Below are 26,898 nucleotides of genomic sequence, written 5' to 3' on the forward strand. Positions count from 1 at the left end.
TCCGTACCCTTACTGGTACTAAGGATTTATGAATTGCCCTTACGGTTGAATAATTTAATTTGCCCAACAGCTTAGTCATAAATTGTTTGTACAGTTCGAGGAAAAGGAAGCAAAAGCTTCCTTTTCTTCGACTTTCACGGTATATTCTTAGAGATGTCTATCACATATTAAAGGTAGACTGGAAAGTGAGGAAGATTATATTGACTGTTTCCAAAGCGTTTCTTAAACAAAATCGTAAAAAGAGGCTTGAGCAAGGGCATCCTTGGGTTTATCCAGGTGAAATCGAAAAAATAGAAGGGGACCCTCAGGGTGGGGACGTTATACATATTGTTAATCATGTTGGGCATTTTTTAGCCCAGGGATTTTATAATCCACTATCCCAACTTATCATTCGAGTTGTGACTTATTCAGAGGTTGAAGTGGATGAAACCTTATTTTATGATAAGATTGAACAAGCGTGGAAGCGTCGGCAATGGTTATTACCAACAGCAACTTCATGTCGTGTTGTGCATGGGGAAGCTGATTTTCTACCAGGAATAATCATTGATAAATATGAAGATGTTTTAGTTGTGCAAATACTTTCCTTAGGGATGGAAATGCGGCGACAATGGATTTATCAAGCATTAAAGAAGCTTTTTAACCCGCGTGGGATCTATGAGCGAAGTGATGTTCCGGTTAGGAGGCTCGAAGGACTTGAAGAGAGAGAGGGCTTTGTGGATGAACCCTTTGATACTCATGTAACGGTAATCGAAAATGGCTTGAAAATCTTAGTAGATGTTGCAGAAGGACAGAAAACAGGGTATTTTTTCGATCAGCGGGAAAATAGAGCTGCGTTGAAGCCACTGATGACTGGATGGGGTCTTTCCCACGGAATTAAAGAGGATGAGACTGGAAAGCCCAAGAATGCTTCAGGTAGAGAAATTAAAAATCCCTTTTGGAACGGCGCTGAGGTCTTGGATTGTTTCTCACATACTGGCTCTTTCATGTTGCACGCTTGTCATTATGGAGCCAAAAAAGTAACCTGTTTAGACATTTCAGAGAAGGCTATTGAAATGGCCAAAGAAAATGCTTTGTTGAATGGCTTTCTTCACAGGACTGAATTTGTGGCTGCCAATGCTTTTGATTTCTTGAGAGAACAGGTAAAAGAGAAAAAAACATGGGATGTTGTCATCCTCGACCCTCCTGCATTTGCTAAAAACCGTCAAGCTATTGAAAGCGCTGTACGGGGGTATAAAGAAATAAATCTACAGGGGATGAAGTTAGTTCGTCCTGGAGGAATCTTAGTAACCGCATCTTGTTCTTATCATTTGAGTGCCTCTCGCTTCTTTAAAATGCTTCAAGAAGCGGCTATAGATGCACATAAAGTATTAAGGCTCATTGAATTCCGACGCGCGGGAATTGATCATCCGGTGCTATTAGGGAGTGAAGAAACAGACTATTTAAAGTTTGCAATATATGAAGTATTTGAACGATAAATATCTGAAAGCTCTTTGCAAATGAGTCTCCTTGTCATATAATGGGTAATATATGGAGGAGGGGCTAGGAGTGCAGGAATCGAAAACATTCGAAAGTATTTGCAATCTATTGCGTAATCATTCCTATAAGGTAACTCCCCAGCGTCAGACGATTTTACAAACATTTATGGAACACGTTGATCGTCATTTGAGTGCTGAAGAGGTTTATATGCTGGTTAAACATCAAAACCCTGAAATTGGTTTAGCTACAGTTTACCGGACGCTAGACATATTGGCAGAAATAGGCGTGTTACTTAAAAATGATTTTGGGGATGGGCGAAGCAGGTATGAATTTAGTCGAAAGGATGAACATCATCACCACCATCACCTGATCTGTTTGAGTTGTGGTAGTGTTTCAGAGTTTGATGATGATTTATTAGAGTCCTTAGAAGCAGTAATTACAAAACGAACTCAATTTAAAGTCATGGACCACGATTTAAAATTTTATGGATATTGTAATAAATGTGAAGAGGCGCTATAAAGCACGCCTCTTTTTTTTGAGAAAAAACAGAGTATTTATGGAATTGAGAGCTATTATATAGAGCCAGAATTAGTATTGTGGGAAACCTGACGAGTGGGGAAGATATTGAGGTTGATATTTGCGAATTATCGGGCATTTATCAGGCATTTGACGTTATATTATTGGTCTAAAGAAAAGGGTTTAGCAGAATGAAAGGGGAATACGTATATGGTAAAATAAGTAAAAAAGGGGCGAAAACTATGAATCTACCTCTGGCCTCGGACGTCAAAGAAAAAAGGCCATATCTGAAAAACTCTTATTTGTGGAATTCTCTCCTAGCCAAATGGCATTATCACTTTGGAACGTCGGAAGTAGCTATCTTAAAATGGGTGGACTTATTAAATCGGGATTCGACTAAGCCACATTTTAAAGTGGCGCAAAATTTGATCGATGCTCAAGCTTTTCAAGAGGCCAGAGATTACCTAGAACGTCTGGAAAGTGAGCAGAAAGAAGAATCGCCGGAGATAAATTATCTTCTAGCACGTTGCTATGTTGGTCAAGCCCTGATTCCACAGGCCAAAAAGCGCATAGAAAAAGCGATTCAGGTAAGGCCTCAAAATTCAAGTTATTGGGACTTGCTTGCTGATTGTTTTCTAGAACTGGGAGATTGGCGTGAGGCTATTAAATCATTGAGTAATTCATTGAGAGCGGCGCCCAAGCATGCAGAAACAAATTATCGCCTCGGGATTATCTACGCCTTTCATAATGAATCCCTAGAAGCTTTAAGGTGTTTTCAGGGATGTTGTCAGCTTGAACCCCGGAACTCTCTATATTGGGAGATGAAGGCTGAGATGCATTTGCTGTTGCAACAGTTGACCGATGCTTGTAATAGTTTTGAAAAGGCGCTTCGTTACGGGGGAACCCCAGATTTAGCAGCTCGCTTAGCGTACTGTTATATCCAAAACAATCAAATGAAAAAAGGAATTAAGTATTATAAACTAACTCTAAAATATGAACCAGATCATTATGACTCATTAAGCAACCTTGCAGCAGTCTATCAAAACCAAGATCGTTCTCAGGACGCTTTAAAATTATTGGAACGCGCAATTAGTATATATCCAAAAGATCCTATATTACTCAATAACTTCGCCTTTACATTGGTCCATCAGGGTCGCACTCGAAAAGCAGCAGAGTATTATCGTGAAGCTTTAGAGTTGACTCCCAATCATCCACTCATTCTGTATAATTTATGTGTTTGCCTCTCCCGCAAAGGAAATTGGCAGGAAAGTATTGATTTAGTGAATCAACTTCTTGAAATAGACCCACACCATTCTGCAGGCTGGGCGTTACTCGGTAATATATATGACCAAATCGATCAATCTGATACAGCGATCGACTGTTTTAATAAGGCGCTAAAGCTAGCCTGACGGAGAGGGGAGAAACCCTTCTCTTTTTTTTATGTTCACTTAATTATTAATATTTAATATTTCATTTTTCTTTTGTAAATAATAATGTTAAAATAGATTGTAATATGTCAAATAAGGAGCGAAAAATGTTTCAGGTATTTGTTCAGGCGCATTTCGATGCTGCCCATTTTATTCGTAACTATGATGGTAATTGTGCTAAACTGCATGGTCACCGTTGGAATGTTGTGGTTTGTATTGAAGGCCGACAATTAGATCATTTGGGGATGTTAATAGATTTTAGTGAAGTAAAACAGAGTATTAGAGAAAAATTGAAGTTACTTGATCATAGTCTTCTAAATGACTTAGCTGCATTTGGAATTGAAGGGGTTAATCCGACAGCTGAAAATCTTGCCCAACAACTATACACAGAACTTAAGAAGGACTTGGTTCTTACTAATAAGCGCTTAGCATGGGTTCAGGTTAACGAATCTCCTGATGCATGGGCCATTTTTAAGGAGGACTGATGAATGGTCATGAAATACATTGTACTCCATGAACCCTTGAACTATGATGGCAGTCAACTTCAATCCTTGTTTTCCTATAAAAACTTTGGACTTATGGGTGATAGCATGAGCATATTCCGTGGCACGTGCCGTGTGGAACAAAATGAGATGGTAGATATTGAGGATGTCTTAGCTCAGGACTGGATCTATAGCGAAGACATGCTGCATTTTATCGTGGAACATTTTGAAATGGATTTGGAAAAGACTATTATACGACAACGATTACTGATCGCGACGATTAAGGAAGAACTAGAAAAACTTGGGGTGACAACCCTGCGTAGGAGTGGGGATGATCTCTATGAAGAGGACAAAAAACTCTCGGTGAGTATCAGTACCCTTTCCCCAGTATCCACTCTGATTCATTGCGGGCTGAACGTGTCAAATAAGAATACGCCAATTCCTACCACCGGCTTAGAAGATCTTCGCATCCAGGACGTTCTATCCTTCGGAGAAAGCGTTGCCAAACACTATTGCGCCGAGGTAACTTCCATGCGTCTCGCCCGTTGTAAAGTGCGGGGAGTTCAGTAATGTTTAAATTGCCAGTAACAGAAATATTCTCGTCGATCCAAGGTGAAGGTCCTTACGTAGGTGTACGACAACTATTTCTTCGTCTGCCAATGTGCAACTTAATGTGTCCTTATTGTGACACAGAAACTAAAGTACCAGGACAGCTTCGGGTTGAGAAGGTGCCCGGAACACGGATTTTCAGTATGCTGGATAATCCTGTTCCTATAGATAAATTGCTGGACTTACTTCAGACCTTTGATTTCTCTATGCATCACTCCCTAAGTGTCACTGGTGGAGAACCCCTTCTTTGGGCAGACGAATTACAAGTTCTATTGCCCTTTTTAAAAGAGAAAGGCTTAAAGATCTACCTTGAGACTAATGGAACTTTGCCGGAGCAACTTCTTCAAATATTACCGATGGTCGACGTAATTAGCATGGATATTAAGTTGCCCTTCGCTAGTAAGAATTTTTGGGATGTCCATGAATCCTTTTTGCGCTACAGCACTCAAAAAGAAGTATTTGTCAAATTAGTTGTTAACCAAGACACCCCTTTGAATGACCTGCAATATGCCTGCGATTTAATTGCTAGAGTTGACCCATCTATCTTAACAATATTGCAACCTGTAACTCCAACTCAGGGCATCCTGGCGCCCAAACCTATGCAACTCTTAAAATGGCAGAGCCTTTTGCTTGAGAAACTCGTGAACGTTCGAGTTATTCCTCAAACACACGTTTTTATAGGACAACTATAGAGATATTGGATAACCATAGTAGATAACCATAGTAAAGGAGATAAGAATATGGGGATGGATATAGAGAAGATCGAGCAAGCAGTTTATATGATTTTGGAGGCTATAGGTGAAGACCCTGACCGCGAAGGGTTAAGAGATACACCGAAACGAGTTGCTAGAATGTATGCAGAAGTATTTGCCGGATTACATGAAGACCCTAGTCAACATTTCAAGGTGCAATTTACCGAAGAACAACATGAAGAGATGGTAATAGTTAAGGATATCCCAGTCTATTCAATGTGTGAACATCATCTCGTTCCTTTCTATGGTAAGGCACATGTTGCCTATATCCCGAGGAAAGGTAAGATAACTGGACTGTCAAAATTTGCTCGTGTTGTTGAAGGGTTTGCACACCGACCGCAGCTTCAAGAACGCTTGACATCACAAATTGCAAATGCTGTCATGGGTGAACTTGATCCACTTGGAGTTGTAGTTGTCATTGAAGCAGAGCACATGTGTATGACCATGCGAGGGGTTAAGAAAGCGGGATCACAAACATTAACCTCAGCAGTACGGGGGATATTTAAAACTAATCCCATTACAAGATCAGAAGCTTTTTCACTGATTCAAGGACATAGAAGCTAAGAAAGAGGAGATCATCACAGTGGAAGATCAACACACAAATTCTTCTGATCAACACGGGAAATTAGATCTTATTGCCACACAACGCTTTAGTCCTAATGGCGAACTTTATAAGGTCGTTGATTTTCTCAATAAAAATTTAAAAGATTATAAACTGATGTTTGGTTTAACCAAAAAAGAAGATAAAATGGTCATTTCTGTTTATGAAGCAGACTGAGCGGGGGAAAAGAATGCATATTTTATTGACCAATGATGATGGCTATAATGCACCTGGCATCCAAACCTTATATCGTGCCCTCAGATCCCAGACAAACCATGATATAAGCATTGTTGCCCCAGATGGTCAGCGTTCCGCCACAGGTCATTCTATTACTTTATTTCAGCCGCTGTTTCTAACAGAACACAAGCTTGACGGACAGCAAAAAGGATATGCAATTAGTGGTACTCCTTCAGATTGTGTAAAACTAGCAATACAAGGTGGGGTTGTAGCTAAACCTGATTTAATTATTTCAGGGATTAACCTCGGTCCCAACTTAGGGACTGACATCTTTTATTCAGGTACAGTTTCTGCGGCCATGGAAGGGGTACTACTCGGAGTTCCTGCCCTTGCGGTGTCTCTAGCTAGCTATGAGTTTATGAGTTTTGAACCTGCTGCAACTTACCTAGCAGAACAATTAGATTTTATTGTACAACATAATCACAAGGGTTTAATGAATATCAATATTCCAGGTAAGCCTCAGGTTGAGTGGCGTGGTGTGAAAGTGACTAGGTTAGGTAAAGCGGTATATGAAAATGTTTTTGAACGACGAGTTAACCCTCATGGCATAACGTATTATTGGCAGTGTGGAAATTTAGCGCAAGATCTTGAGAGTGATACCGATTTGAGAGCGATACAGGAGGACTTTATTTCGATTACTCCAATGCATAGTGATTTGACGGATTTCGCGTGTATCAAATCATGGCAACCTATTTTTGATCATAATAACGGATAAAGGAGTACAGAATAAATCTGTACTCCTTTATGCCGAATTACATCGGCGTATTCAGGGAATCCTTCGCTCGACGCATCATGGTCTTGACAATGCTTCCACCGATTCTTCCCCCAACATGGCCACATTCGCGAGAAGTCATGTTTTCCCAGCCTTGGCTTTTAATTTTTGAGCTCAAGCCTAATTCATCGGCCACTTCCCACTTGAATTGCTCCAATACAGAGTCGGGTAGGATACTATTCGTGTTTTTATTGCGTCGACTCATCAGATACATCTCCTCCCATTTATTTCACTCTATTTCGGGACAATAGTAGTATTTACATATTTTCGAGTGTTTATCGTACTCAAATTCTGGATAGATTATGTCTTTTTGTTAATGGAGGAAGTTCTAGATGATAATTGGGACATTTATATTTTACTTTGTACTTTTTATAGTTGTTTTTTCTATCCCTGGCCTAAGAAACTCAGAGAAATCGAATACCTCTTTTAAGTTTTTGGCAATCCCTGCCCTTTTTGGCGTAGGGATGGCCTTTTTGTCTTTGATCAAGGTGTACTTTGTTTATAAGTTATTGGCTCTAGTATTTGTATTTGTGACGGGTCTCTTATCATATTGGCAATGGGGGAAACAGATTCGTCGTTGGTGGAATTGATCAGCGGGGAAGGTATTTACCAATCCAAGGAAGTCGTTTTAAATCTGTTAAGGTGATCCCACCATTAAAGAAGAGGATCAGACTGTAAAGTATAATTCCAGCTGTAAATTCAGTGATATACCCTACAACCTGTTGGCCCAAGATCGGATCTAAAAAATGAAAAATTAACAGCATGCCTATCCCTCCACTGACTGGTTGGAGGAGAAATCTCTGAAGATCTAAGGCCATTCCTGTAGAGCGTGTAATAGCTATCAGGTTTAGAAACGCCATAATAATAAAACCAATGATATACGCCATAGCCGTACCTCTAAGACCCCATTGGGGAAGTCCAGTAAGATAAACTAATATTGGAATTCTTATAAAAGCCGCAATGATGGAATGGAGGACTGGAAGATGAACTTTTCCAAGTCCTTGAAGAATTCCCGTTGTGGTTTGTTGTATATACGAAAAGATGCCCCCAACAGCTAACAAACGCAAAATTGGTGCGATTTCTGTACTCTTGAAAAAAGATGTGAGTGGCCGGGCAAAATAAAATAGGATAATAAGGCATGGTATTCCAATTAAGATCGTTAAACGAATGGCTTCTGCACTACGGGCTCGGACAACCTGTAATTGATTTCGAGCAGCCGCTTCAGAGATAGCGGGAACTAGTGAAGTAGCTAAGGCAAAGGTGAAGACGCTCGGAAAGGTGAGTAAAGTAAAGGCCGCCCCCCCAAGTTGCCCGAATAAGGTAGTCGCTTCCCGAGCTCCGTAACCAGCTACTTGAAGGCGCAGCGGGATGAGTAGGGCATCTAAGGCCGATAACCCTGTGGAAAACAGTCTGCCAACTGTTACAGGAGATGCAAGATGCCACAACTTGCTCAAGATGATTCGCGAGGAATATACAGCTTCTTGATTATTCCTTTTAAATTTAGGCCATACAAACTGATATTGAAAGGCAATCACCAATAAACCGACTATTTCTCCAGCCAACATGCCCAAAGCTAACCCGGCTGCCGCCCATTCGACCCCGGAATTGAGGAGTTGAAGCGCTGCTGTATAGCCCACAAGGACACGGATAATTTGTTCGCATATTTGGCTTATAGCAGTAGGAACCATATTTTGTAAGCCTTGAAAGTATCCTCGAAACACCGAAGATAGGGAGACGATGAAAATGGCTGGAGTGCAAATTTGAAAGATAGTAAGGACCCTAGGATCGGGGAAAATACGATGAGTTAAAAATGGGGTAAGAAAATACAAGACAGACGATACGATTGCGCCAGAAATAAATAATATCCAAAAGGCAAGGCGGAAGATTGCTTGAGCTTGAGCAGTGCGTCCTAGGGAAACTTCTTCAGAGACCATTTTAGCAATGGCAAGGGGAATGCCAGCAGTTGTTAAGACAAGAGCCAGCATGTAGATCGGGAAAACCATGTTAAAGAGACCATATGCTTCACCGCCAATATGATTCATAATTAAATACTGATAGGCAAAGCCCAAAACTCGGTTTACTAAGTTGGCTCCCAAGAGGATAGTCGCTCCATAAACAAAGGTCCTTTTCGGCATGTATTCCTCCATAAGTTAAGGCTTTAAATAGCCAAGTTTTATTTAAACTTATGCTTAGGAAAAAAAGAAATGCTTAGGAAATTTTTAAGCAACCGCTAAAGTTTGAAGGATTTTGCCGTGTCATAGAGAAAGACTTTCTATATGGGAATATAACACCATAATTGGGGCATTCTACCTCCAAGGAGTGGGTTGTGGTGTGGAAACTACTAACAAATGCAAAAATTTATAATCCTGAACTGATTGAGGACACAGATGTCCTGATTGTGGGACGTAGTATTGCCGCTTTAGGAAGGAATTTTCGCCTTCCCGACTATGTTGAAGGGGAAGTAATTGACCTGCAAGGCAAAATAATCGTACCAGGCTTTATTGATGCTCATGTTCATATCTGTGGAGGAGGAGGAGAAGCGGGCCCTTCTTCGCGGACTCCGGAAATCCAACTTTCCGAATTAACTAGGGGAGGAATAACCACTGTCGTCGGATGTCTGGGGACAGATTCCATATCCCGGTCTATGACTGAGCTTCTCGTTAAGGCGAAAGCCCTTGAAGAAGAGGGGATAACTACGTTTGTTTACAGCGGTGCTTATCAAGTCCCTATGAGATCTCTGTTACCAACGCTACAAGAAGACCTAGTCTTGATTGAAAAAGTTATCGGCGCAGGAGAAATCGCAATCTCTGATCATCGCTCAGCCCAGCCCCAAATCGCTGAACTTGAGCATTTAGCGGCAGAAGCTCGAGTGGGGGGGATGTTGGGGGGAAAAGCTGGGGTGGTGCATCTCCATCTTGGGGAGGGGAAACGAGGACTACAACCTATTTGGACTATCCTTGAGCATACTGAGATTCCTATCACTCAATTTGTACCAACGCACATCAACCGAACTCATTCTTTACTGCAAGATGGGATCCAGTTCCTTCTAGCAGGTGGGCATATCGATTTTACCGCAGGGTGTGATGATTTCCCTATTGATTTAAAGGTGCCTGCAGTCCTAGCTATGTTGAATCAACGTCAAATTCTTAATGATCGTATTACTGTCACTTCGGACGGAAACGGAAGTATGCCTCAGTATAACGAAGCAGGCGTGCTTATAGGTATGGGAGTCGGCTTGGTAGAAGTTCTTTGGCGTGACGTTAGAGAATCTGTACTACACTATGGACTCCCTTTAGAGGTCGGGTTGCGCACCATAACTTCAAATGTGGCGAATGTTCTCCGCCTGATCAATAAAGGATCAATTCGCATCGGTTACGATGCAGACTTAGTGGCTCTCGACGAAAGCTTACAGGTCCAGGATGTCTGGGCATTGGGGAAATGTATGGTTAGTAACAAACAACCGAAGGTCTGGGGAACTTTCGAAAAGAGAGCTAATTTCTTCAACTAAAGTTGAACATCGAGACTTCGGGTGGAGGATGCAAGTGGGAGTTCGATTGGATTATTTATAAAAACAAGAATACTTGACCCTAGCTGTTCAATAAAATGAGACTAACGTGTATCTTCTGACATAGAAAACTCCGGTATTAATGTTGCAAGTAAAAAGGCATGCGTCCTTTTTCTTAAATAACATCAAGGAGGAGATCGTCTTGAAGACCTATGACACAAATCATCTTCGCAACGTCTGTCTTGTAGGGCATGGTGGAGCAGGAAAGTCTTCCCTCACGGAAACCTTTCTTTTCAATTCGGGTGCAATCAACCGTATTGGCAAAATTACAGAGGGAAACACCGTCTCGGATTATTTACCAGAAGAAGTGAAACACAAAGTGTCGATTAGTACGAGTCTTATTCCGATTGAGTGGCAAGGAGTTAAGGTGAATGTTCTCGATACCCCAGGATATTTAGATTTTTTTGGAGAAGTCAAAAGTGCTTTGCGCGTCGCCGAGTGTGGAATTTTGGTGCTTTGCGGCGTGGCTGGACTAGAGGTTCAGGCAGAAATCACGTTGAATGTTATGGCAAAACAGAAGTTACCTCGAGTAGTCTTTGTCAACAAGCTGGATCGGAAGAATGCTAATTTTGGTAAGGTTTTGGATCAACTGAAAGATGCATATCCACATGAAAAGTTTGTTCCTTTGCAACTACCAGTCGGCCAAGAGGAAAGTTTCCAGGGTGTCATCGATATCATTGAGAATAAAGAGTATAACTACGAAGCCAATGGCAATGGTAAGTTCATAGTTAAGGAAGTTCCTGCTGAGTACCAGTTAGAGATCGAACTGTTAAGAGATCAATTAGCCGAAGCTGTTGCCGAAGCGGATGATGAAGTCTTGATGAAATATCTTGAAGGGGAAAGGCTAAATGAGGCTGATTTGCAAACGGCCTTGCGGATGGCGCTTAGACAAAATCTGGTTACTCCAGTACTTTGCGGCTCAGCATTTAGAAATATTGGTGTTGCAAATATCATGAATTTCTTAGTCGATTTTGTTCCAGCGCCAGAGATTGTCCCAGAGAAAGCGGCTTTAGTGTTCAAAACCCTAGCTGACCCTTACGTCGGGAAGATGTCGTTCTTCCGGGTTTATGGAGGGAAGTTTAGTGCAGAAACGATGGTCTATAACTCAAGTCGGGGATTAGATGAGAAGATTGGGCAACCGTTTTATCTACGTGGTAAAACACAAGAACCGGTTGGGTCAGTTTCTGCAGGAGATATTGCCGTTGTAGCCAAATTACAAGAGGTGAGAACAGGAGATACCCTATGCGGAAAGGAACATCCAGTGAAGCTTCAGGGTATTGATTTTCCAGTCTCAACCTTAGCAGTGGCAATTGCGCCAAAGACTAAGGGGGATGAGGATAAACTAGGCAGTGCTTTAGTACGTTTAGCGGAAGAAGACCCCACAATTAAAATTAGTAAAAACACGGAAACGAAAGAGTTGCTATTAACAGGACTTGGGGAAATGCAACTCGAGATTTTCTTGGAAAAGCTGGCCCGCAAGTTTGGAGTTGCTGTATCTATGAAGGTTCCTCGCGTACCTTATCGTGAGACGATTCGCAAAGCAGTTAAAGTGGAAGGGAAACATAAAAAGCAAACGGGTGGGCATGGTCAATATGGCCATGTATGGATTAATATAGAACCCTCAGAAGGTAAAGACTTTGAGTTTGCCGAGGCAATCTTTGGTGGATCAGTCCCGAAGCAATATATTCCAGCTGTGGAAAAGGGAATACGTGAGGCTATGACTGAAGGTACTATGGTTGGGTATCCTGTCACCGATATCAAGGTCACGCTCTGCGACGGGTCTTACCATGCCGTTGATTCCTCGGAAATGGCTTTTAAGCTAGCAGCGATCATCGCCTTCCGCAAGGGGGTAGGTCTAGCAATACCCACCTTGCTTGAACCTGTCGTTGAGGTGGAAATAACAGTGCCTGAAGTTTTTATGGGGGATGTAATTGGGGATATCAATGGAAAACGAGGAAAAGTGCTGGGCATGGTTGCCTCCAACGAAAAATATCAAGTAATCCGCGCTCATGTTCCCCAAGCTGAAATGATGCGCTATGCTATTGATTTGAGATCCCTCACTCAAGGGAGAGGTTCGTTTACAATGGAATTTCTCCAATACGAAGAAGTGCCAGGCAAACTCAGTGAAACGTTGGTAAATCAATTAAAATCAGCGCAAGGCCATTAAGCCAGAGGGGGCGTAACAAAACTTGGGAAATTTTCTGAGTGGTGGTGCGCTATCCCCCAAAAAGAGGATTATACACCTATGAAATGGTGAATAATCCTCGATAATAGCGGCAATTCTCGATCAAAAAGGGTCTGTAACAAACTGGAAAACAAGTTTAGTTACAGACCCTTTTTAACGTTTGATACAATCTGGGCATACATTTATTATGGATAAGTTTTGTTCTCACTGATTGAAGTTATTTAAAAGATATGATAAAATCGTGTTAGTAACAACTAACATGTAAGCGTGCAATAGGCATGTTTTAATTGGAGACGAATATGATGTGTACTATAAATACTGAAGACAAGATTTTAAATGCTTCTATTATTCTCTTCTCGCAAAAAGGGTATAGCGCAGTAACAACTAAAGAAATCGCCAAAGAAGCAGGCGTAAGTGAAATGACTCTTTTTAGACATTTCGAAAACAAGCATAATTTGTTCGAAAAAGCATTTGATAAATTTGTCTTTTCCCCTAAAGTCATTGCCTTATTTGAGGAATTTGAATGGGATTTGGAACGAGACTTAAATAAAATATGTTCTTCCTACCAAGATACATTGTATCAAAATCAAAAAATTATTTTGATGCATTTTAAAAATGAAGAATTGAATCCAGATTTTGATGCTACGTTATTTAAGTTTCCGAATGAATTTAAAAAACTGCTCTGCAATTATTTTGAGGAAATGAAAAGTAGAGGAACCATAAGAGAAAATCCTGAAACACTGGCAATGAGTTTTTTAGCCACAAATTTTGGACTATTTGTTACCTCTTTAATAATGAAAAAATTAACTTTTGAAACAGATATGCAGGTCTATATTACAAGTTGTATTAAGATTTTTGCCAAAGGAATCACCTGCTAAAATAAGCTTTATTAAATGTTGTACTAGTGGAGGAAAAAAATGAGAAGAGTTTTAAATGTAGGACTAGATGTTGGTTCTACAACCGCAAAAATAATTGTTTTAGATAGTGACAAAAATATTGTTTATAAGAAATATCTAAGACATTTTTCGAATATAAGAGATACTGTCGTTACGATGCTCGATGGTGCCAAAGCGACCATGGAAGGGCACTTATTGACCCTTATGGTTACCGGTTCTGGAGGGTATAATATTTCCCAAAAGTTAGAGGTTCCTTTTATTCAAGAAGTTATTGCTTGCACTAACGCCATCAAAATCGTTATTCCAAACACAGATGCGGCGATCGAACTAGGCGGAGAGGACGCTAAGATTACCTTTTTCGGGGAAGCAATTGAGCAAAGGATGAATGGAACTTGTGCTGGAGGTACGGGCGCATTTATTGATCAGATGGCCTCATTATTACAAACGGATGCCCCGGGTCTAAATGAACTTGCCAAAAACTATCAAAATATATACCCTATTGCTTCTAGGTGTGGTGTGTTTGCTAAAACCGATGTTCAACCCTTATTAAATGAAGGGGCAGCAAGAGAGGATATTGCTGTGTCTGTCTTACAAGCTGTTGTAAATCAAACGATAAGTGGTTTAGCCCAGGGTCGCCCTATCAGAGGGAACGTGGCATTTCTGGGGGGGCCTCTGCATTTTATGTCCGAGCTAAGAGAACGCTTCATTGAGACACTTAATTTAGAAAACAAAAATGTGATTTTCCCAGAGAATTCACAATATTTTGTAGCGATCGGAGCCGCGCTTTCTTCACGCGATAAAATGCCAATTACACTTGATTGTCTCTATGAAAAAGCGCCTCTGATTCATAAGATTAATAATGCTGAAGGCGAAAAGTTAGAAATTCTATTTGCGAACTCTGAGGCATATGCGGAATTTAAAGCGAGGCATAGCTTGCACAAGGTCAAGCGAGTAGATCCTGAGAGCTATGAAGGAAATGCCTATCTTGGGATTGATGCAGGATCGACAACTACTAAGATCGCGCTTGTCGATGATGAGGGTAGCTTACTATACTCATACTATGGCAGTAATATGGGCAACCCTCTAGAATCTACAATAGAAGCCTTGAAAGATATGTATGCAAAATTAAATAAGACAACCAGAATTATAAACTCAGCCGTCACCGGATATGGAGAGCATCTGATAAAGGCAGCTTTGAGAGTGGATATTGGAGAAATTGAAACGGTAGCTCATTACACGGCAGCCAATTTCTTCTGCCCAGGTGTCGATTTCGTTTTAGATATTGGTGGGCAGGACATGAAAAGTTTAGTGATTCGTGATGGAGTTATTGAATCCATTACGCTAAATGAAGCTTGTTCCTCAGGGTGTGGATCCTTTGTGGAAACCTTTGCTCATTCACTGAATTTGGACGTCCAAGAATTTGCTAGATTGAGCCAAGATTCAAGGCATCCAGTTGATCTAGGAACACGCTGTACGGTATTTATGAACTCAAGAGTCAAACAAGCGCAGAAAGAAGGAGCAGAGATCAGCGATATTTCGGCAGGTATTGCTATTTCAGTCATTAAAAATGCGCTTTATAAAGTGATTCGTTTGAGAAATGCCGAGGAGCTAGGGAAAAAAATAGTCGTCCAGGGGGGAACCTTCCATAACGATGCTGTGTTAAGGGCATTTGAAATTATCACGCATCAGGAAGTAGTTCGCCCAGATATAGCAGGTATTATGGGTGCGTTTGGAGCTTCATTAATTGCTAAAGATCGTTATATCTTTGGGAATCAAACAAATCTGATGCAAGGGCAAGATTTATACAATTTTAAAACAGAAACATCGATGAAACGATGTGGGTTATGTGGGAATAATTGCTTAGTTAGTGTTAAACATTTTTCAAACGGAAGTGACTATATCTCAGGGAACCGATGTGAAAGAGGCACAGGGAAAGACATTGTAAAAAATGACATTCCCAATCTTTATGAATATAAGTACAAAAGAGTTTTCCAATACAAGCCTTTGACGAAGGATAAGGCATCGAGAGGAACCATTGGAATTCCTAGGGTCTTAAACATTTATGAGGACTATCCTTTCTGGTTTACTTTTTTTACAGAACTAGGTTATCGAGTTATCATTTCTGGTCGCTCGTCAAAAGAAATATATGAACTTGGAATGGATACAATTCCTTCAGAGTCTGCCTGTTACCCAGCCAAACTTGTACACGGTCATATTACCGATTTAGTGAAAAAAGGATTAAACAAAATATTTTACCCCTGCATTCCATATGCCCGAGCGGAAGATCCAGCGGCAGACAACCATTACAATTGTCCAATCGTCACCTCTTATCCAGAGACCATCAATGCTAACATGGATTTACTAAGAGAGCCCAATATTACGTTTTATCATCCGTTCTTACCGATGGATATGCCAAGTAGAATGGTGAAACGGTTAGCTGAGGAGTTAGAACCCGAAGGAATACCAAAGAATGAACTTGCAAGTGCTTTGGCGAAAGCTTATGCGGAACAAGATAGATATAAAGAAGAGGTAAGAAAAAAAGGAGAAGAAACCCTTCACTATATCCGGAAACACAATATCAAGGGAATTGTGCTCGTAGGCAGGCCCTATCATATTGATCCTGAAATCAACCACGGTATTCCTGAGATGATCGGATCCTATGGCTTCGCTATTTTGTCCGAAGACTCTGTCCAACATCTAGGCAAGGTCGAACGACCTTTGCGCGTTGTCGATCAATGGGTGTACCACTCTCGAGAGTATTCTGCAGCCACCTATGTTTCGGAACAAAAGGACTTAGAATTAATTCAGCTGAATTCGTTTGGATGTGGTCTTGATGCAGTTACCACGGATCAGATTAAAGAGATTCTCGAGGCTTATGGAAAAATCTATACTGTATTAAAAATTGATGAAATCAATAACCTAGGGGCTGCGAGGATTCGTTTGCGTTCCTTGATCGCGGCCATTAACGAGCGAGAAAAGAGAAATTTCACCCCCAAGAAACTCTATGATAAGCCTGCCAAAGCATTATTTACCAAGGAAATGAAAAAAACACATACGATTTTGGCACCACAAATGTCACCGATTCATTTCCAATTTTTTAAGATAGGATTTGAGGATGCAGGATATACTATTGAGTTCTTGCCCTCTGTCGATAAGTTGGCCATTGAAGAAGGCTTAAGGTATGTGCATAACGATGCCTGCTATCCGGCGATAATCGTGGTTGGCCAGTTGATGGAAGCGTTAAGTTCCGGTAAGTATGATTTAAACAACACCTCGGTCATCATTACGCAAACCGGCGGAGGATGTCGAGCAACGAATTATATCGCGTTTATTAGAAAGGCACTTAAAGATGCCAATATGGAACAGGTTCCCGTGATTGCCCTTAATACGGGAAATTCATCAAACTTGGAGAATAATCCTGGTTTCAAATTCACAATTCCAATGTTTAATAAATTGTTGAGGGGACTTATCTACGGGGATCTATTAATGCGGGTCCTTTATCGAGTTCGACCCTATGAAAAATTCCCAGGTTCCGCCAATCTATTATATGACTATTGGGTTAATCGCTGCCAAGAGTCCTTGAAGAAAGGAAGCAGAAAGGAACACGCAGAAAATATTCGCCAAATTGTTGCGGACTTTGATGCACTAGAAATTTACGAAGATTTGATCAAGCCAAAAGTTGGAGTCGTAGGTGAAATCCTAGTCAAATTCCACCCTACCGCTAATAACAATATTGTAGAATTGTTGGAAGCTGAAGGGGCTGAGGCAGTCGTTCCTGACCTTGCTGATTTCCTCTTGTATGGTGCGTATGATAATCGCATCAAATATCAGAAACTTTCGGGTAGTTTCTGGAGCATGGTATCCGGTTATCTCTCAATCAATAGAATTGAATCCTATCGCAAAGAAATGAAGAAAGCTTTGCAAGCCAGTAAACGTTTTCATGCGCCCAAACCCATCGAAGAGATCGCCAAATATGCTGAAAAACATCTTTCTCTAGCCAATCAATCTGGAGAAGGTTGGTTCCTCACTGGCGAAATGGTTGAGCTAATTCGAAGCGGGGTCAATAACATCGTCTGCTTACAACCTTTTGCCTGCTTGCCTAATCACATCACGGGAAAAGGTATGTTCCGAGAAATCAGACGGTCCTATCCTACGGCAAATATTGCGCCCATTGACTATGATCCAGGGGCAAGCGAAGTAAACCAGCTTAATCGCCTAAAACTCATGCTTTCCGTAGCCATGGATAACTTGCAAAACAAGCACGAAGTGCCAGTAGAAGCTAAGGTCCAGTTAGAGGATGATCTGGTGGATAATAAACTATCGCTGCTAAATATAGACACAAACTTAAGGGAATGCAAATTGGATTCATGAAAAGAGTTGCGGTAGGATAAAGAAAACTAAGGCGGTCACCAACCCTCCAGGAACTGGCGATCGCCTTAGTTGCACTTATGCTAGGCAGAAAGTATGTAACTGTAAGTTATACTTTCTGCCTAGCATAATAATGGTTAGGGCTTGAAAGTTGCCCTAGCCTTTTCTTTTTATACTTAGGATGGCAGTAGTGAGATAATTATAAGTGATGTTTGATGTTTGATTGTTGGATGTCTGATCCTTTAATACTGACAATAACCAGTTAAAGAGCCATTGCTATCCTTCAAATACTTATTGCATTTCTCGATAAAAATTTTTATACTTTCCTCCTCTTTTTGCCTTTTAGCAATGGTCATATCTCCTCTTCCCAACCTGTCACATAACCCAAGTAAAGCTATCTCATCAATTGAGACCTCAGAAGCCATCCTTCCAATCTCTGCAAAAGGCAACCCCTTGGTAACAAAGAGTATTTGCATATGCCACCTTACCAGTTTTGAGACTTGATTTATAAAATTAAGATCACTGGTAAATTCCTTGAGGAAATCAACAGAAAGCCTCTCACCCAATTTATCATGGTCATATGAAGTTATTTTACCCTTTCTAAACTTCGTTGTGTCTGCTTTACCTAAATCATGGAGCAAAGCAGACCACATAAAGACCTTCGGATTTTCGCTAAGATGCTTCCTTTCTCCTGCATTGTCTAGAACTAACATCGTGTGATTCCAAACACTACCTTCAGGGTGATGTGTCGGAGATTGGGGTACTTTCATTAAGTCACCCAGTAATGTGTAAGGGTATTGTTCTACAAATATTCCGGTCTTACTTAATTCGGTAAAGTAGTTTGAAGGTTTATTGTCACTCATTAAATGAGCATCGAAATCAATAAATGTTTGCATGTTAATTCTGCTCCCTATTAAAAGAATCTTTAATTCTAGGGTTACCCAAATTGCATGATGACATGTATTATCTTGTCGTTACATTTTCTTCATACTTAGGTTTCTACTATTGTAGTAGGGACCTTTTTGTTTTGTGAGACAGGTTTCCCCTTACTTCGCAAGAAAGATATGAGATGATTAGCTATCTTGAGCTAATAGTGGGTTTATGTTGCAATTGGTGTAATTTGTTGAGAAGAAGTACAACGGTTCCCCCCAACCGTTGTTATATATTGAGCCAAGATGGACTCAAATCTAAAAAAGGTTATGCGAAACATTGAATAAAACAGGAGGGAAACAATTGAACATAATAATTAGAAATTCGAAACTTGAAGATTTCGCTGATGTGATATTACTTTTTAAGCAACTTTGGCCAGGTAAAGAATTAAATGAAAATGATTTAATGATCGTTTTTTCTCGTGGCATACAGTTAGATAATGATGAGTACCTTTGTGTGGAACTTAACGGGAAAGTTATTGGTTTCTGTTCTTTCGCAATAGTAAATAATTTTTGGCAGGAAGGTCAAATTGCATATGTTTATGCAATGATAATAGATGATTCCCTTAGAGGACAGGGAATCGGTACTGAGTTACTTAAAAAGACATTTGATAAAGCAAAATTAAGAGGTTGTAAGAAGATTGAATTAGATTCAGGATTTCCACGCGAAAAAGCGCATAGATTTTATGAAAAAATTGGTTTTGAAAGTAGAGCCTATTTATTTTCAAAGGATTTATGAGTATTTGTAAGCCAAAAAGGCACCCGGCTATTGGCGAGCTATCGTTAGAATTGAAATTAAGCGATTTTCTTATTTGCTCGATAAAATTTAACAAAAACAAAGCTGTAAATAATTGATGCCAAAAACAAGTGATTGTCACGACCAGCGCGGTGGCTATTTCAACATGCTCAAGACCTCATTAACTTGCTGTTCATACTTCTTCGTAAGCCTGCTCTTACCAAGGTTAGATTTAAGAATCTTTTTGATGTCAGTATCGTTAACCATTACCCATTTTGAAAGAAACGCAAAACCTTTTGCAGGAAGGGATGCAACGAAGACACTAAGTGAGTATTCTAGTCCTTTTCTCAAAACACGAAATTCCTCTGTTTTACGTTTACTGACATCTAGAGTGACGACTTTGCTAAGAAAAATGTCGCTAATTAGTAAACAGAAAACAGAATTTGGTTCGACTTTAAGTACGGGAGGATGTGCCAAAGCAGCAATTATTGCCCTCATCTCTAAAAGAGAGACGTCATTTATCCGCTGATTGAATAACGGAGGAATAAGGTCAAAATCTTGCTCTTCAATACATTGGAAAGACATGGCTACAGCTTCTCTAAGGCGCCAGTTTGAGTTGTTGGCAAAATCCCATAAAATAGAGACAATTTGTTTTTGAATAGAGGACTCAGCTTTGATATAAAACGTACCCAATGCCACCAATGCACAGATAGGAAGGAATTCCGCTGGGCTATTGTGGGGGTCGGAATCTAATCCGAAATTTAAAAACCGCTGAAGAAGTTCCCACTTATAAGTGACCAAATCGTTAGAGCGAAAGTGGTCTGCAAAAGCATAAACGAGTTCGAGGTTTGATCTAGGCCCTGGAAGATTAGAATTATTTAGAAGCAGTTGTTCGATTTCCCTTGATGACTGGTTTAACAGTAGAGGTTCAATTTGAGAGAAGTACCCGTAACGTTTACTCATAATTTCCTCCTTTAGAAATAGCAATGGCCGTAACGTTATTGGACTAACGAACTTCATTTAGTGTCTGTCTGATTGACTTAACGCGAACCTGTTCGTATATTTTACCTATCCGTGAATTTGAAACATTAACAAGAGGTAAAGCTGCTGGCAAAACAGTACACTTGTTATTTCAACAAAATAACAAGTATTCCTTTATATAATAAATATATGGCATCGTAATATCGAAACTAACAATTAGTCTCGACAAGTGGTCACATTAACATACATAAATGTAAGATGGGTTTGTCATGACAAGACTATTTGAGAATTGCATCCTTCTATCCAGAACCTAAGAACGTAGTCCTGGATAGAAGGGCTTATTTATTCATGGCATTATGGTAGGTATGAACAAAATAAGATCTACAAGTTCAAGATCGCAATTTCTGTTGCTTTAGTTGTTAGGCAGGATGGCTCATAACTCTTGTATACTCTAAGACTCTAATAAAAAGATATTTTGACAATATCGTGTATCGATATTAGAATGGAAGTATTAGTAGCGTGTATCGATATTGAAAAGGAGATATTATAAGAATGGCGAGGGAGCAATTCCAAAACTTAACAGAACCAATGTATTATATATTAATGTCACTACTCAAGGAAAGTTGTGGTGTTGATATTATGGAGGCGGTAGATGAGATTTCAAATGGTCGTGTAAGAGTTGGACCGGGAACCTTGTATAGTCTTCTTGGTAAGTTTGAAAAAGAAACTATGATAAGAGAAACGGAAGTAATAGGAAGAAAAAGAAGCTATATAATCACTGATAAGGGTAAAGGAATATTACTAGATGAGTATAGACGATTAATTACTATGGCGAACGATGGATTATTGTATTTGGAGGGGAAATCATGAGGTTTAGAGATATAAAAATAACATTTTTTAATTTTTTACCGTATGAATGCGTAGCCGCAGAAGAATATCTTGAACTAATGGCAGTAAAGGGATGGTTATTAGAATCTATTATGGGATCCTTCTTAAAATTCAAAAAAATAGAACCGCAAAGAATAAAATATTCAGTCGATGTACTTCACAAAGTTTCTATCTTTGACCGTAAAGATAGTGATGTGGCTTTAGAATATAGGGATTATTGCCAAACTGCAGGGTGGAATTATGTATGTCAGAAAGGTAAAATTCAAATATTTTACACAGTGGATACAAAGAGAACTATTTCTATTCATACTGATGAAGCGGAAAAATTTAAGTCTGTTTTTAAAGCTTCGCTATATTATGTAGGTAGTCAATTTCTTATTACGCTCTTATTTATTTTCAATCTATATATGCAACTATTTTCGCTACCTACAGACTTTGCCCTAGGGTCCAATTTGGGAATTTTAGTAATAGTGGGGATGGCTTCTGTTATATTTATGAATAGTATAGAGATTATTAGCTTTTTTCTTTGGGTCATAAAAGCTAGCAGTAAGTTAAAAGAAAATAAGTTCATGCCTTATAATAACTATAACCAATTAAGGACAAAAAACATATTAAAGAGTACCTACGGCTTAATAACGCTTTTTATATTACTTAAATTTTCAGTTTATGATAAACAAGGGGGGGACGGATTTAATATTTCTATATTAATGCTAATGTGTATCCCTATATTAATTATGATTTTTGTTAAAAATTTTATTAATAAAAAAAGGTTTTCGAAAAAAATCAATATGACAATAATTATTAGTAGTGCAATAATCTCAATATATTTAATAATAATGCTTGCAGGTGGCCTAGCTTTTAGGAACTTTAATGCGATTGAGCAAAGCAAAGTACCAACAGAGAAAGTTAGTTTAACATTAATGGATTTTGGGTATAAAGAGAATGCTGCTACGAGTCCATATATTCGTTTTGATAAAAGTATCCTAGCCGAAATAATATTCTATGCTTCCAGTAATGGGGATAATGACTTAACTTTTACAATTTTTGAAAGTCAGTATCCTTGGGTAATTAAATTTTGTGAGAATAGATTAGTAAGTAGACTTAATGGATATGGCGTTGATTTAAAGCAGGAGGACACAAATTTACCTAGTGATATTAAGGTTTATATTGATAGTAAGAAAAGAACTTATATATTAGTATCAGAAGATAGAGTCGTTGATATTAAGCAAGATCTTAGTGGTATAAGTAATGATGAATTTTTGAATAAAGTATATCAAAAGCTTTATAAGTAATTAATTTCAATTATACAGTTAGTCCCAGCATTCTTCGAATTGCTGCTATTGTTAACTTCATTATTGAGCTCAGGGACGCGTCGATTTAAGTGCAGAAGCTAAACAGTAATAGTCTTGCTTGGTTGAATTATTTCCGCCAAGGAAAGGGTTATGGATAATCACTCTAACGAGAGAGCTTGATTTATGCTTCGCTTGAGGTGCGAAAATAAAGCTAACAGAGGTACACGATGATGGAAAAAAGTTTCAAGGTGATCCCTTGAGTGGGACGATGAGACAAAGGTTTATGTTGTGACAGTGCCAGGACTTCCGGGATGCGTTACCCAAGGCAATAATCGAAAAGAAAGCCCTTGAACGGATACAGGAAGCGATAGAAGGTCATATGGAAGCTTTAAACCTAATAGGCATGCCGATCCCTAAAGGAAATGTAAAGGTTGATGAAGTGCGGGTGCATGTATCGTGAGTAAGCTTCCGAGAATCACTGGCAAAGGATTAGTTGCTGCATTAGAAAGACTGGGATTTAAAGTTAGCGTGCGGTCTTATAGAACCACTTATTTGTGCTTGTAAGACGATTCTTACACTGGTTATTATACTGATTTAAGCTGAGAAGAGCAGTCTACGACTCCTCCTTCCGTGCTTTGTAGTGTATCTTCTCCTCGAAAATAATCATAACAAAGTTGGTGAAAGTCGCACACCATTTTTCATCACTATTTGTGCCGCAGCGGCAGCGCCGGAATGGATGGTTATTATGAATAATAATTCTAAAGAAAAAGGTCATATAGTGGGAATTGGCACGATATCTTTAATATTGGCAATATTAAAGATATTGTTCTCTTTTTCATTTGGTATAAATATATCATTAGGTGACTCTATCCTTACTTCATTAGGTCTAAAAGCGTGGTCTAAAGGTAATACGGGACTACATTATACGATCTTCTACTCATTAATATTTTTTATCCCAGCATTATATATAAGTTATAAATTTAAGCGTAATCTGGGTTCGAGATTAGGAGGTATAATATCAATAATATACATAGTGTTTATATTATTCCTAGTACCCCAACTACTTTTATAATATCGAGCCCATCATTAGGTACTCCTCTTCCGGAACGCCGCCTGTCATCGGACTTAATCCCGAGTGCAAATAACTGGATCAAATTAAGGTGAGTCCCACACCACCAGAGGAAGATCTTCTCAGCAATTGATTGTACAAACGTTATACATGTTTATAATTGGAGACAATCAATAAAAAACACCGCAATCCCTTGCGGTGTCTACATTTTCGTTTGGCAGGGGATGAGAGAGTCGAACTCCCATCAGCGGTTTTGGAGAGCGGTATTTTTCTTATTTCAGCTTAATGCAAATTGCTGTAACCCTTGGTATATACGGGTTTGTCCACATTGGATTATATTAACATAATGTGTTATTTGGCTACTATTCGTGTCGTTAGTAGCCAAATAGTAGCCAACTTTTTTAGGCTATAAAAACGCGTCTAAGTTACACGACTCCAACAAAATAAGGATCCCCTAAGCAATTTTTTCTCTATAACAACTCAATCAACTCATCTATCGTAAGTTCCGCTTGTTCCAAGATACTCTTTAGCGTCTTTAGGTCGACGGTTATTCCAGAGTGTACTGGCACACAAACCAGGTTTCCACTGGAACGACGTAAGTAGTGGTGACTTCCTCGAATGTGTGAAACTCTAAAGTCCGCTCTCTTAAGCGCAGCTACAACATTTTTTCCCTCTACTCTCGGTAGCCTAGTCATAATTAGTAGCTCACCTGCACTTCATCCATTTCCACAATAGTTGAGGAAGGGATCGGCAGACCTTCGATTACTAAGGCTTCGAGAAAACCTTCTATTGCTTCCTGTGCATGCTCAAGAGCCTCTTTTCGATCACGTCCCTGGGTAACGCAACCTGGAAGCTCAGGGACGGTAACAGTGAAGCCACCACTTTCATTTTTTTCAAGAATCACTTTAAATCTTCTTTGCATAATTGAATACCTCCGTAATTACTTATTTTCGCCTAAGATATATTCTAGTATGTTACTTGGTTGGCAGTTGAGGGAGTCACAAACTCAGGAGCTACTTTTATTATCTTATGCTTCTACTGGTTTATCAACTGGTTTCTTCTTAAAAAGGTTTTGAAGTTTGTCGGCCGCTTCCTGATCAGGTCTTTTCAGGAAATGGCTATATATGCTCGCAGTGGTCGTTGCTTTAGTGTGTCCCAGCCTTGTGGCGTTTGCACATCTACGCCCTGCCCGATCAACAGAGAGGCATTGGTGTGTCTCAGACCGTGAAATTTCACGTCTGGAAGTTCATGTTTTCTTCTGAATTCACGGTACCATGTTGAAGGCGTTGTAGGGAAAATAGGTTTACCATTCCATTTTGTAAATAGACGGTTATGGTCCTCCCAGAGGTCTCCACACTTAAGGCGTTCTTCATTCTGACTTACCTTATATTGTTTCAAGATGTCCATGACTAAAGGTGGCATAGCAATAACTCTCTTGCTGCTTTCATTTTTTGATCTTTCGTGAAAATTCCTTTGCCGGGTAAATACTGGGACGCTCGGCAGACCTGCAAATGGTTTTTTTCAAAGTCGACGTCTGACCATTCAAGGCCTGATACTTCACCAAGACGGCTCCCGGAGTAGACGGCTATATACACCATAGCTTTATATTTAAGCGGTTCATCCTCGAGTAAGGAAAGCATGTACTCTGTCATGTCTTCCTCGAAATGGGCTGCTTCTTTTTTGTCTATCTTTGGAGGCTTTACACGTTCGGCAGGATTGCTAATAAGACACTGCCATTGCACTGCACAAGTTAAGATTGAACTAATGAGCCGGTGATGGTGCTTAACGCTCTGCCCAGAAAGTGGTCCGGACACTTGTATTAAGAAAAGTGTTTCTAGTTTTACCTCGAGAGCTTTACTTAATAACTCTGCGGTCTTAAAAGTGATTGTGCTTCCAGATCGCGCCCTGCTGATCGTACCAGTTGAGATACCGGACATTCTACTCAGATCTATTAGTTTTAATTTTTTCTGCTTCATTAATTCGTTGAATTCAGGCTTAACGGAATACTTCACGTCGCGCCTAATGCCATCCTCGCCTAGGTTGTCATAAAACTGTAGAAGGTGAGTTGGTTGTAGCTTAGCAAGTTTATGGTGACCTAATGCTGGGAGGATCCTCGACTTAAGCCTGTCTTTATACCGATGCAATGTTTTAGGTGCTAATTGTTTTTCTGCGTAGTCCTTAAGCCAGCGTTCTGTGATTTCTGCAAGGGTTATCTTGGAACCGTCTAGATAGGTCCCATTTTCTACTTCCAGCTCGAACAGGGTGGCTTGTTTCTGAAGTTCTTTATCGGCTTGCTTTAGAGTGAGGTCGGGATCTAATGAGATAGTTTTAGTCTGTACTAGCTTCTTATTTTGGCTATCATATCCACAACTAACGGTTATTTGGTATGAATTTTCACCGCGTTTTTTGATTGATGCCATTAATCATTCCTCCTAATTCGGAATTAGGCGAGATGTTAGAATAAAGACTTTCTATTTTTTCTACCATATATGCATTTTTAATACTAAATAATGTTTTGGAAATTTTGTGAGTGGTATCTAATTCTCTATTACTTACAGCAAGATTCGGTCCTATTGCCTCTTTGACCCCTTCTAGAAGTTTCTTTGCGTCTTCGTCTTTCGAAAGCTGCAGAGCTGGAATATCATAATCTATGAAGGGTGCTGAAGAGTATACTTCATCCAGAAATAAATCATGTGAGTTTAATAGCACAAGGATATCAGTGTAATGTTCCAGCATTAAATGAGGATCCGGAACATGCCTCAATACTAAATCCAAAAAGACGTTTAAGATAGGAGTCACATTTCGCTCAAAAAACTCTACTCCCGATTTTTGTTCCAAAATAGTGTTAAGTTGTCCGAGTTTGTTATTTACCGAAGCAAGTCTGTGACTTTTAGTATCGCCAACTCCAATTAAATAATCAACAGAAACATTAAAATAAGAAGAAATTGAAGTCAAAATATCAATTTCTGGTTCCCTTGAACCACTTTCATAATTAGAAACAGTTTGTTTGCTAATGTGTAATGCCTCGGCTAATTCGTTCTGTGTTATATTTGATTCATTACGTAATATTTTTAAACGAGTTTTAAAAATATTCTTAACCTGCTTCATAAACCTATC

General features: G+C 39.6%; 25 protein-coding genes. 16 read left to right on the forward strand and 9 right to left on the reverse strand.

Annotation, left to right across the window (positions count from 1 at the left end):
• Positions 1-200: 200 nt before the first annotated feature.
• From E4K67_RS17115 to surE, 9 genes are all read left to right on the forward strand, one after another.
• The gene (locus E4K67_RS17115) at positions 201-1,475 is read left to right on the forward strand and encodes a class I SAM-dependent rRNA methyltransferase (protein WP_135549351.1); all 1,275 of its coding nucleotides are present in this window, start codon (positions 201-203) and stop codon (positions 1,473-1,475) included.
• A gap of 52 nt (positions 1,476-1,527) precedes the next feature.
• Positions 1,528-1,995: a Fur family transcriptional regulator gene (locus E4K67_RS17120; RefSeq protein ID WP_135548847.1), complete on the forward strand. Its 468-nt coding sequence runs from the start codon at positions 1,528-1,530 to the stop codon at positions 1,993-1,995.
• A gap of 239 nt (positions 1,996-2,234) precedes the next feature.
• A complete protein-coding gene (locus E4K67_RS17125; RefSeq protein WP_135548849.1) occupies positions 2,235-3,401 on the forward strand; it encodes a tetratricopeptide repeat protein in 1,167 nt (388 codons plus the stop codon).
• 125 nt (positions 3,402-3,526) lie between these two features.
• On the forward strand, positions 3,527-3,904 hold the full coding sequence (gene queD, locus E4K67_RS17130; protein WP_135548851.1) for a 6-carboxytetrahydropterin synthase QueD: 378 nt from the start codon (positions 3,527-3,529) through the stop codon (positions 3,902-3,904).
• A gap of 9 nt (positions 3,905-3,913) precedes the next feature.
• A complete protein-coding gene (locus E4K67_RS17135; RefSeq protein WP_135549353.1) occupies positions 3,914-4,471 on the forward strand; it encodes a DUF366 family protein in 558 nt (185 codons plus the stop codon).
• Positions 4,471-5,202 carry a 7-carboxy-7-deazaguanine synthase QueE gene (locus E4K67_RS17140; protein ID WP_135548853.1) on the forward strand — a complete coding sequence of 244 codons (732 nt, stop codon included), beginning with the start codon at positions 4,471-4,473 and terminating at the stop codon, positions 5,200-5,202. Before E4K67_RS17135 ends, E4K67_RS17140 begins: the two co-directional genes overlap by 1 nt.
• A gap of 48 nt (positions 5,203-5,250) precedes the next feature.
• Entirely contained in the window at positions 5,251-5,826 is a 576-nt protein-coding gene (gene folE, locus E4K67_RS17145; protein ID WP_199242578.1) for a GTP cyclohydrolase I FolE, read from the forward strand.
• A gap of 13 nt (positions 5,827-5,839) precedes the next feature.
• Positions 5,840-6,040 (forward strand): YpmA family protein, encoded by a 201-nt coding sequence (locus E4K67_RS17150; protein WP_420841562.1) that lies wholly within the window; start codon positions 5,840-5,842, stop codon positions 6,038-6,040.
• Between the two features lie 13 nt (positions 6,041-6,053).
• Positions 6,054-6,815 carry a 5'/3'-nucleotidase SurE gene (gene surE / locus E4K67_RS17155; protein ID WP_135548857.1) on the forward strand — a complete coding sequence of 254 codons (762 nt, stop codon included), beginning with the start codon at positions 6,054-6,056 and terminating at the stop codon, positions 6,813-6,815.
• 37 nt (positions 6,816-6,852) lie between these two features.
• On the opposite strand, the gene E4K67_RS17160 is transcribed toward surE, so the two are convergent.
• Together E4K67_RS17160 and E4K67_RS17170 are read right to left on the reverse strand one after the other, a co-directional pair.
• The gene (locus E4K67_RS17160; RefSeq protein WP_135548859.1) at positions 6,853-7,077 is read right to left on the reverse strand and encodes an alpha/beta-type small acid-soluble spore protein; all 225 of its coding nucleotides are present in this window, start codon (positions 7,075-7,077) and stop codon (positions 6,853-6,855) included.
• A 385-nt stretch (positions 7,078-7,462) separates the two neighbouring features.
• Positions 7,463-9,007: a putative polysaccharide biosynthesis protein gene (locus E4K67_RS17170; RefSeq protein WP_135548863.1), complete on the reverse strand. Its 1,545-nt coding sequence runs from the start codon at positions 9,005-9,007 to the stop codon at positions 7,463-7,465.
• A 194-nt stretch (positions 9,008-9,201) separates the two neighbouring features.
• Here E4K67_RS17170 and iadA point away from each other — a divergent pair, with 194 nt between their 5' ends.
• From iadA to E4K67_RS17190, 4 genes are all read left to right on the forward strand, one after another.
• Positions 9,202-10,380, forward strand: coding sequence for a beta-aspartyl-peptidase (iadA, locus tag E4K67_RS17175; protein ID WP_135548865.1), 1,179 nt, complete (start codon positions 9,202-9,204; stop codon positions 10,378-10,380).
• Between the two features lie 199 nt (positions 10,381-10,579).
• Positions 10,580-12,604, forward strand: coding sequence for an elongation factor G (fusA, locus tag E4K67_RS17180; protein WP_135548867.1), 2,025 nt, complete (start codon positions 10,580-10,582; stop codon positions 12,602-12,604).
• Positions 12,605-12,921: 317 nt separating this feature from the next.
• Complete coding sequence (locus E4K67_RS17185; RefSeq protein WP_243454525.1) at positions 12,922-13,500, forward strand: TetR/AcrR family transcriptional regulator; 579 nt, start codon at positions 12,922-12,924, stop codon at positions 13,498-13,500.
• 39 nt (positions 13,501-13,539) lie between these two features.
• Entirely contained in the window at positions 13,540-17,889 is a 4,350-nt protein-coding gene (locus E4K67_RS17190) for a 2-hydroxyacyl-CoA dehydratase (protein WP_135548869.1), read from the forward strand.
• Positions 17,890-18,128: 239 nt separating this feature from the next.
• Here the strand turns inward: E4K67_RS17190 and E4K67_RS17195 are convergent, their stop codons facing one another.
• Complete coding sequence (locus tag E4K67_RS17195) at positions 18,129-18,782, reverse strand: HD domain-containing protein (RefSeq protein ID WP_135548871.1); 654 nt, start codon at positions 18,780-18,782, stop codon at positions 18,129-18,131.
• Positions 18,783-19,119: 337 nt separating this feature from the next.
• Between E4K67_RS17195 and E4K67_RS17200 the strand changes: the two genes are divergently transcribed.
• Entirely contained in the window at positions 19,120-19,554 is a 435-nt protein-coding gene (locus E4K67_RS17200) for a GNAT family N-acetyltransferase (protein WP_243454526.1), read from the forward strand.
• Positions 19,555-19,707: 153 nt separating this feature from the next.
• Here E4K67_RS17200 and E4K67_RS17205 read toward each other — a convergent pair whose 3' ends face one another.
• The gene (locus E4K67_RS17205) at positions 19,708-20,514 is read right to left on the reverse strand and encodes a hypothetical protein (RefSeq protein WP_135548873.1); all 807 of its coding nucleotides are present in this window, start codon (positions 20,512-20,514) and stop codon (positions 19,708-19,710) included.
• Between the two features lie 570 nt (positions 20,515-21,084).
• Between E4K67_RS17205 and E4K67_RS17210 the strand changes: the two genes are divergently transcribed.
• Both E4K67_RS17210 and E4K67_RS17215 read left to right on the forward strand, forming a co-directional pair.
• On the forward strand, positions 21,085-21,402 hold the full coding sequence (locus E4K67_RS17210) for a PadR family transcriptional regulator (protein ID WP_135548875.1): 318 nt from the start codon (positions 21,085-21,087) through the stop codon (positions 21,400-21,402).
• Entirely contained in the window at positions 21,399-22,712 is a 1,314-nt protein-coding gene (locus E4K67_RS17215; protein WP_135548877.1) for a DUF2812 domain-containing protein, read from the forward strand. Before E4K67_RS17210 ends, E4K67_RS17215 begins: the two co-directional genes overlap by 4 nt.
• Before the next feature lie 1,539 nt (positions 22,713-24,251).
• Here the strand turns inward: E4K67_RS17215 and E4K67_RS17225 are convergent.
• The 5 genes from E4K67_RS17225 to E4K67_RS17245 all read right to left on the reverse strand — a co-directional run bounded on the left by E4K67_RS17225 (position 24,252) and on the right by E4K67_RS17245 (position 26,889).
• Positions 24,252-24,476: a type II toxin-antitoxin system HicA family toxin gene (locus tag E4K67_RS17225; protein ID WP_135548879.1), complete on the reverse strand. Its 225-nt coding sequence runs from the start codon at positions 24,474-24,476 to the stop codon at positions 24,252-24,254.
• 2 nt (positions 24,477-24,478) lie between these two features.
• Complete coding sequence (locus tag E4K67_RS17230; RefSeq protein ID WP_135548881.1) at positions 24,479-24,703, reverse strand: type II toxin-antitoxin system HicB family antitoxin; 225 nt, start codon at positions 24,701-24,703, stop codon at positions 24,479-24,481.
• 185 nt (positions 24,704-24,888) lie between these two features.
• A complete protein-coding gene (locus E4K67_RS17235; protein ID WP_135548883.1) occupies positions 24,889-25,203 on the reverse strand; it encodes a site-specific integrase in 315 nt (104 codons plus the stop codon).
• Positions 25,191-26,201 carry a tyrosine-type recombinase/integrase gene (locus E4K67_RS17240; RefSeq protein WP_135548884.1) on the reverse strand — a complete coding sequence of 337 codons (1,011 nt, stop codon included), beginning with the start codon at positions 26,199-26,201 and terminating at the stop codon, positions 25,191-25,193. The genes E4K67_RS17235 and E4K67_RS17240 overlap by 13 nt, the downstream gene beginning before the upstream one ends.
• Positions 26,176-26,889, reverse strand: a complete 714-nt coding sequence (locus E4K67_RS17245; RefSeq protein WP_199242579.1) for a helix-turn-helix domain-containing protein — start codon at positions 26,887-26,889, stop codon at positions 26,176-26,178. The genes E4K67_RS17240 and E4K67_RS17245 overlap by 26 nt, the downstream gene beginning before the upstream one ends.
• Positions 26,890-26,898 lie beyond the last annotated feature (9 nt).

Source organism: Desulfosporosinus fructosivorans (assembly GCF_004766045.1).
Taxonomy (GTDB): domain Bacteria; phylum Bacillota; class Desulfitobacteriia; order Desulfitobacteriales; family Desulfitobacteriaceae; genus Desulfosporosinus; species Desulfosporosinus fructosivorans.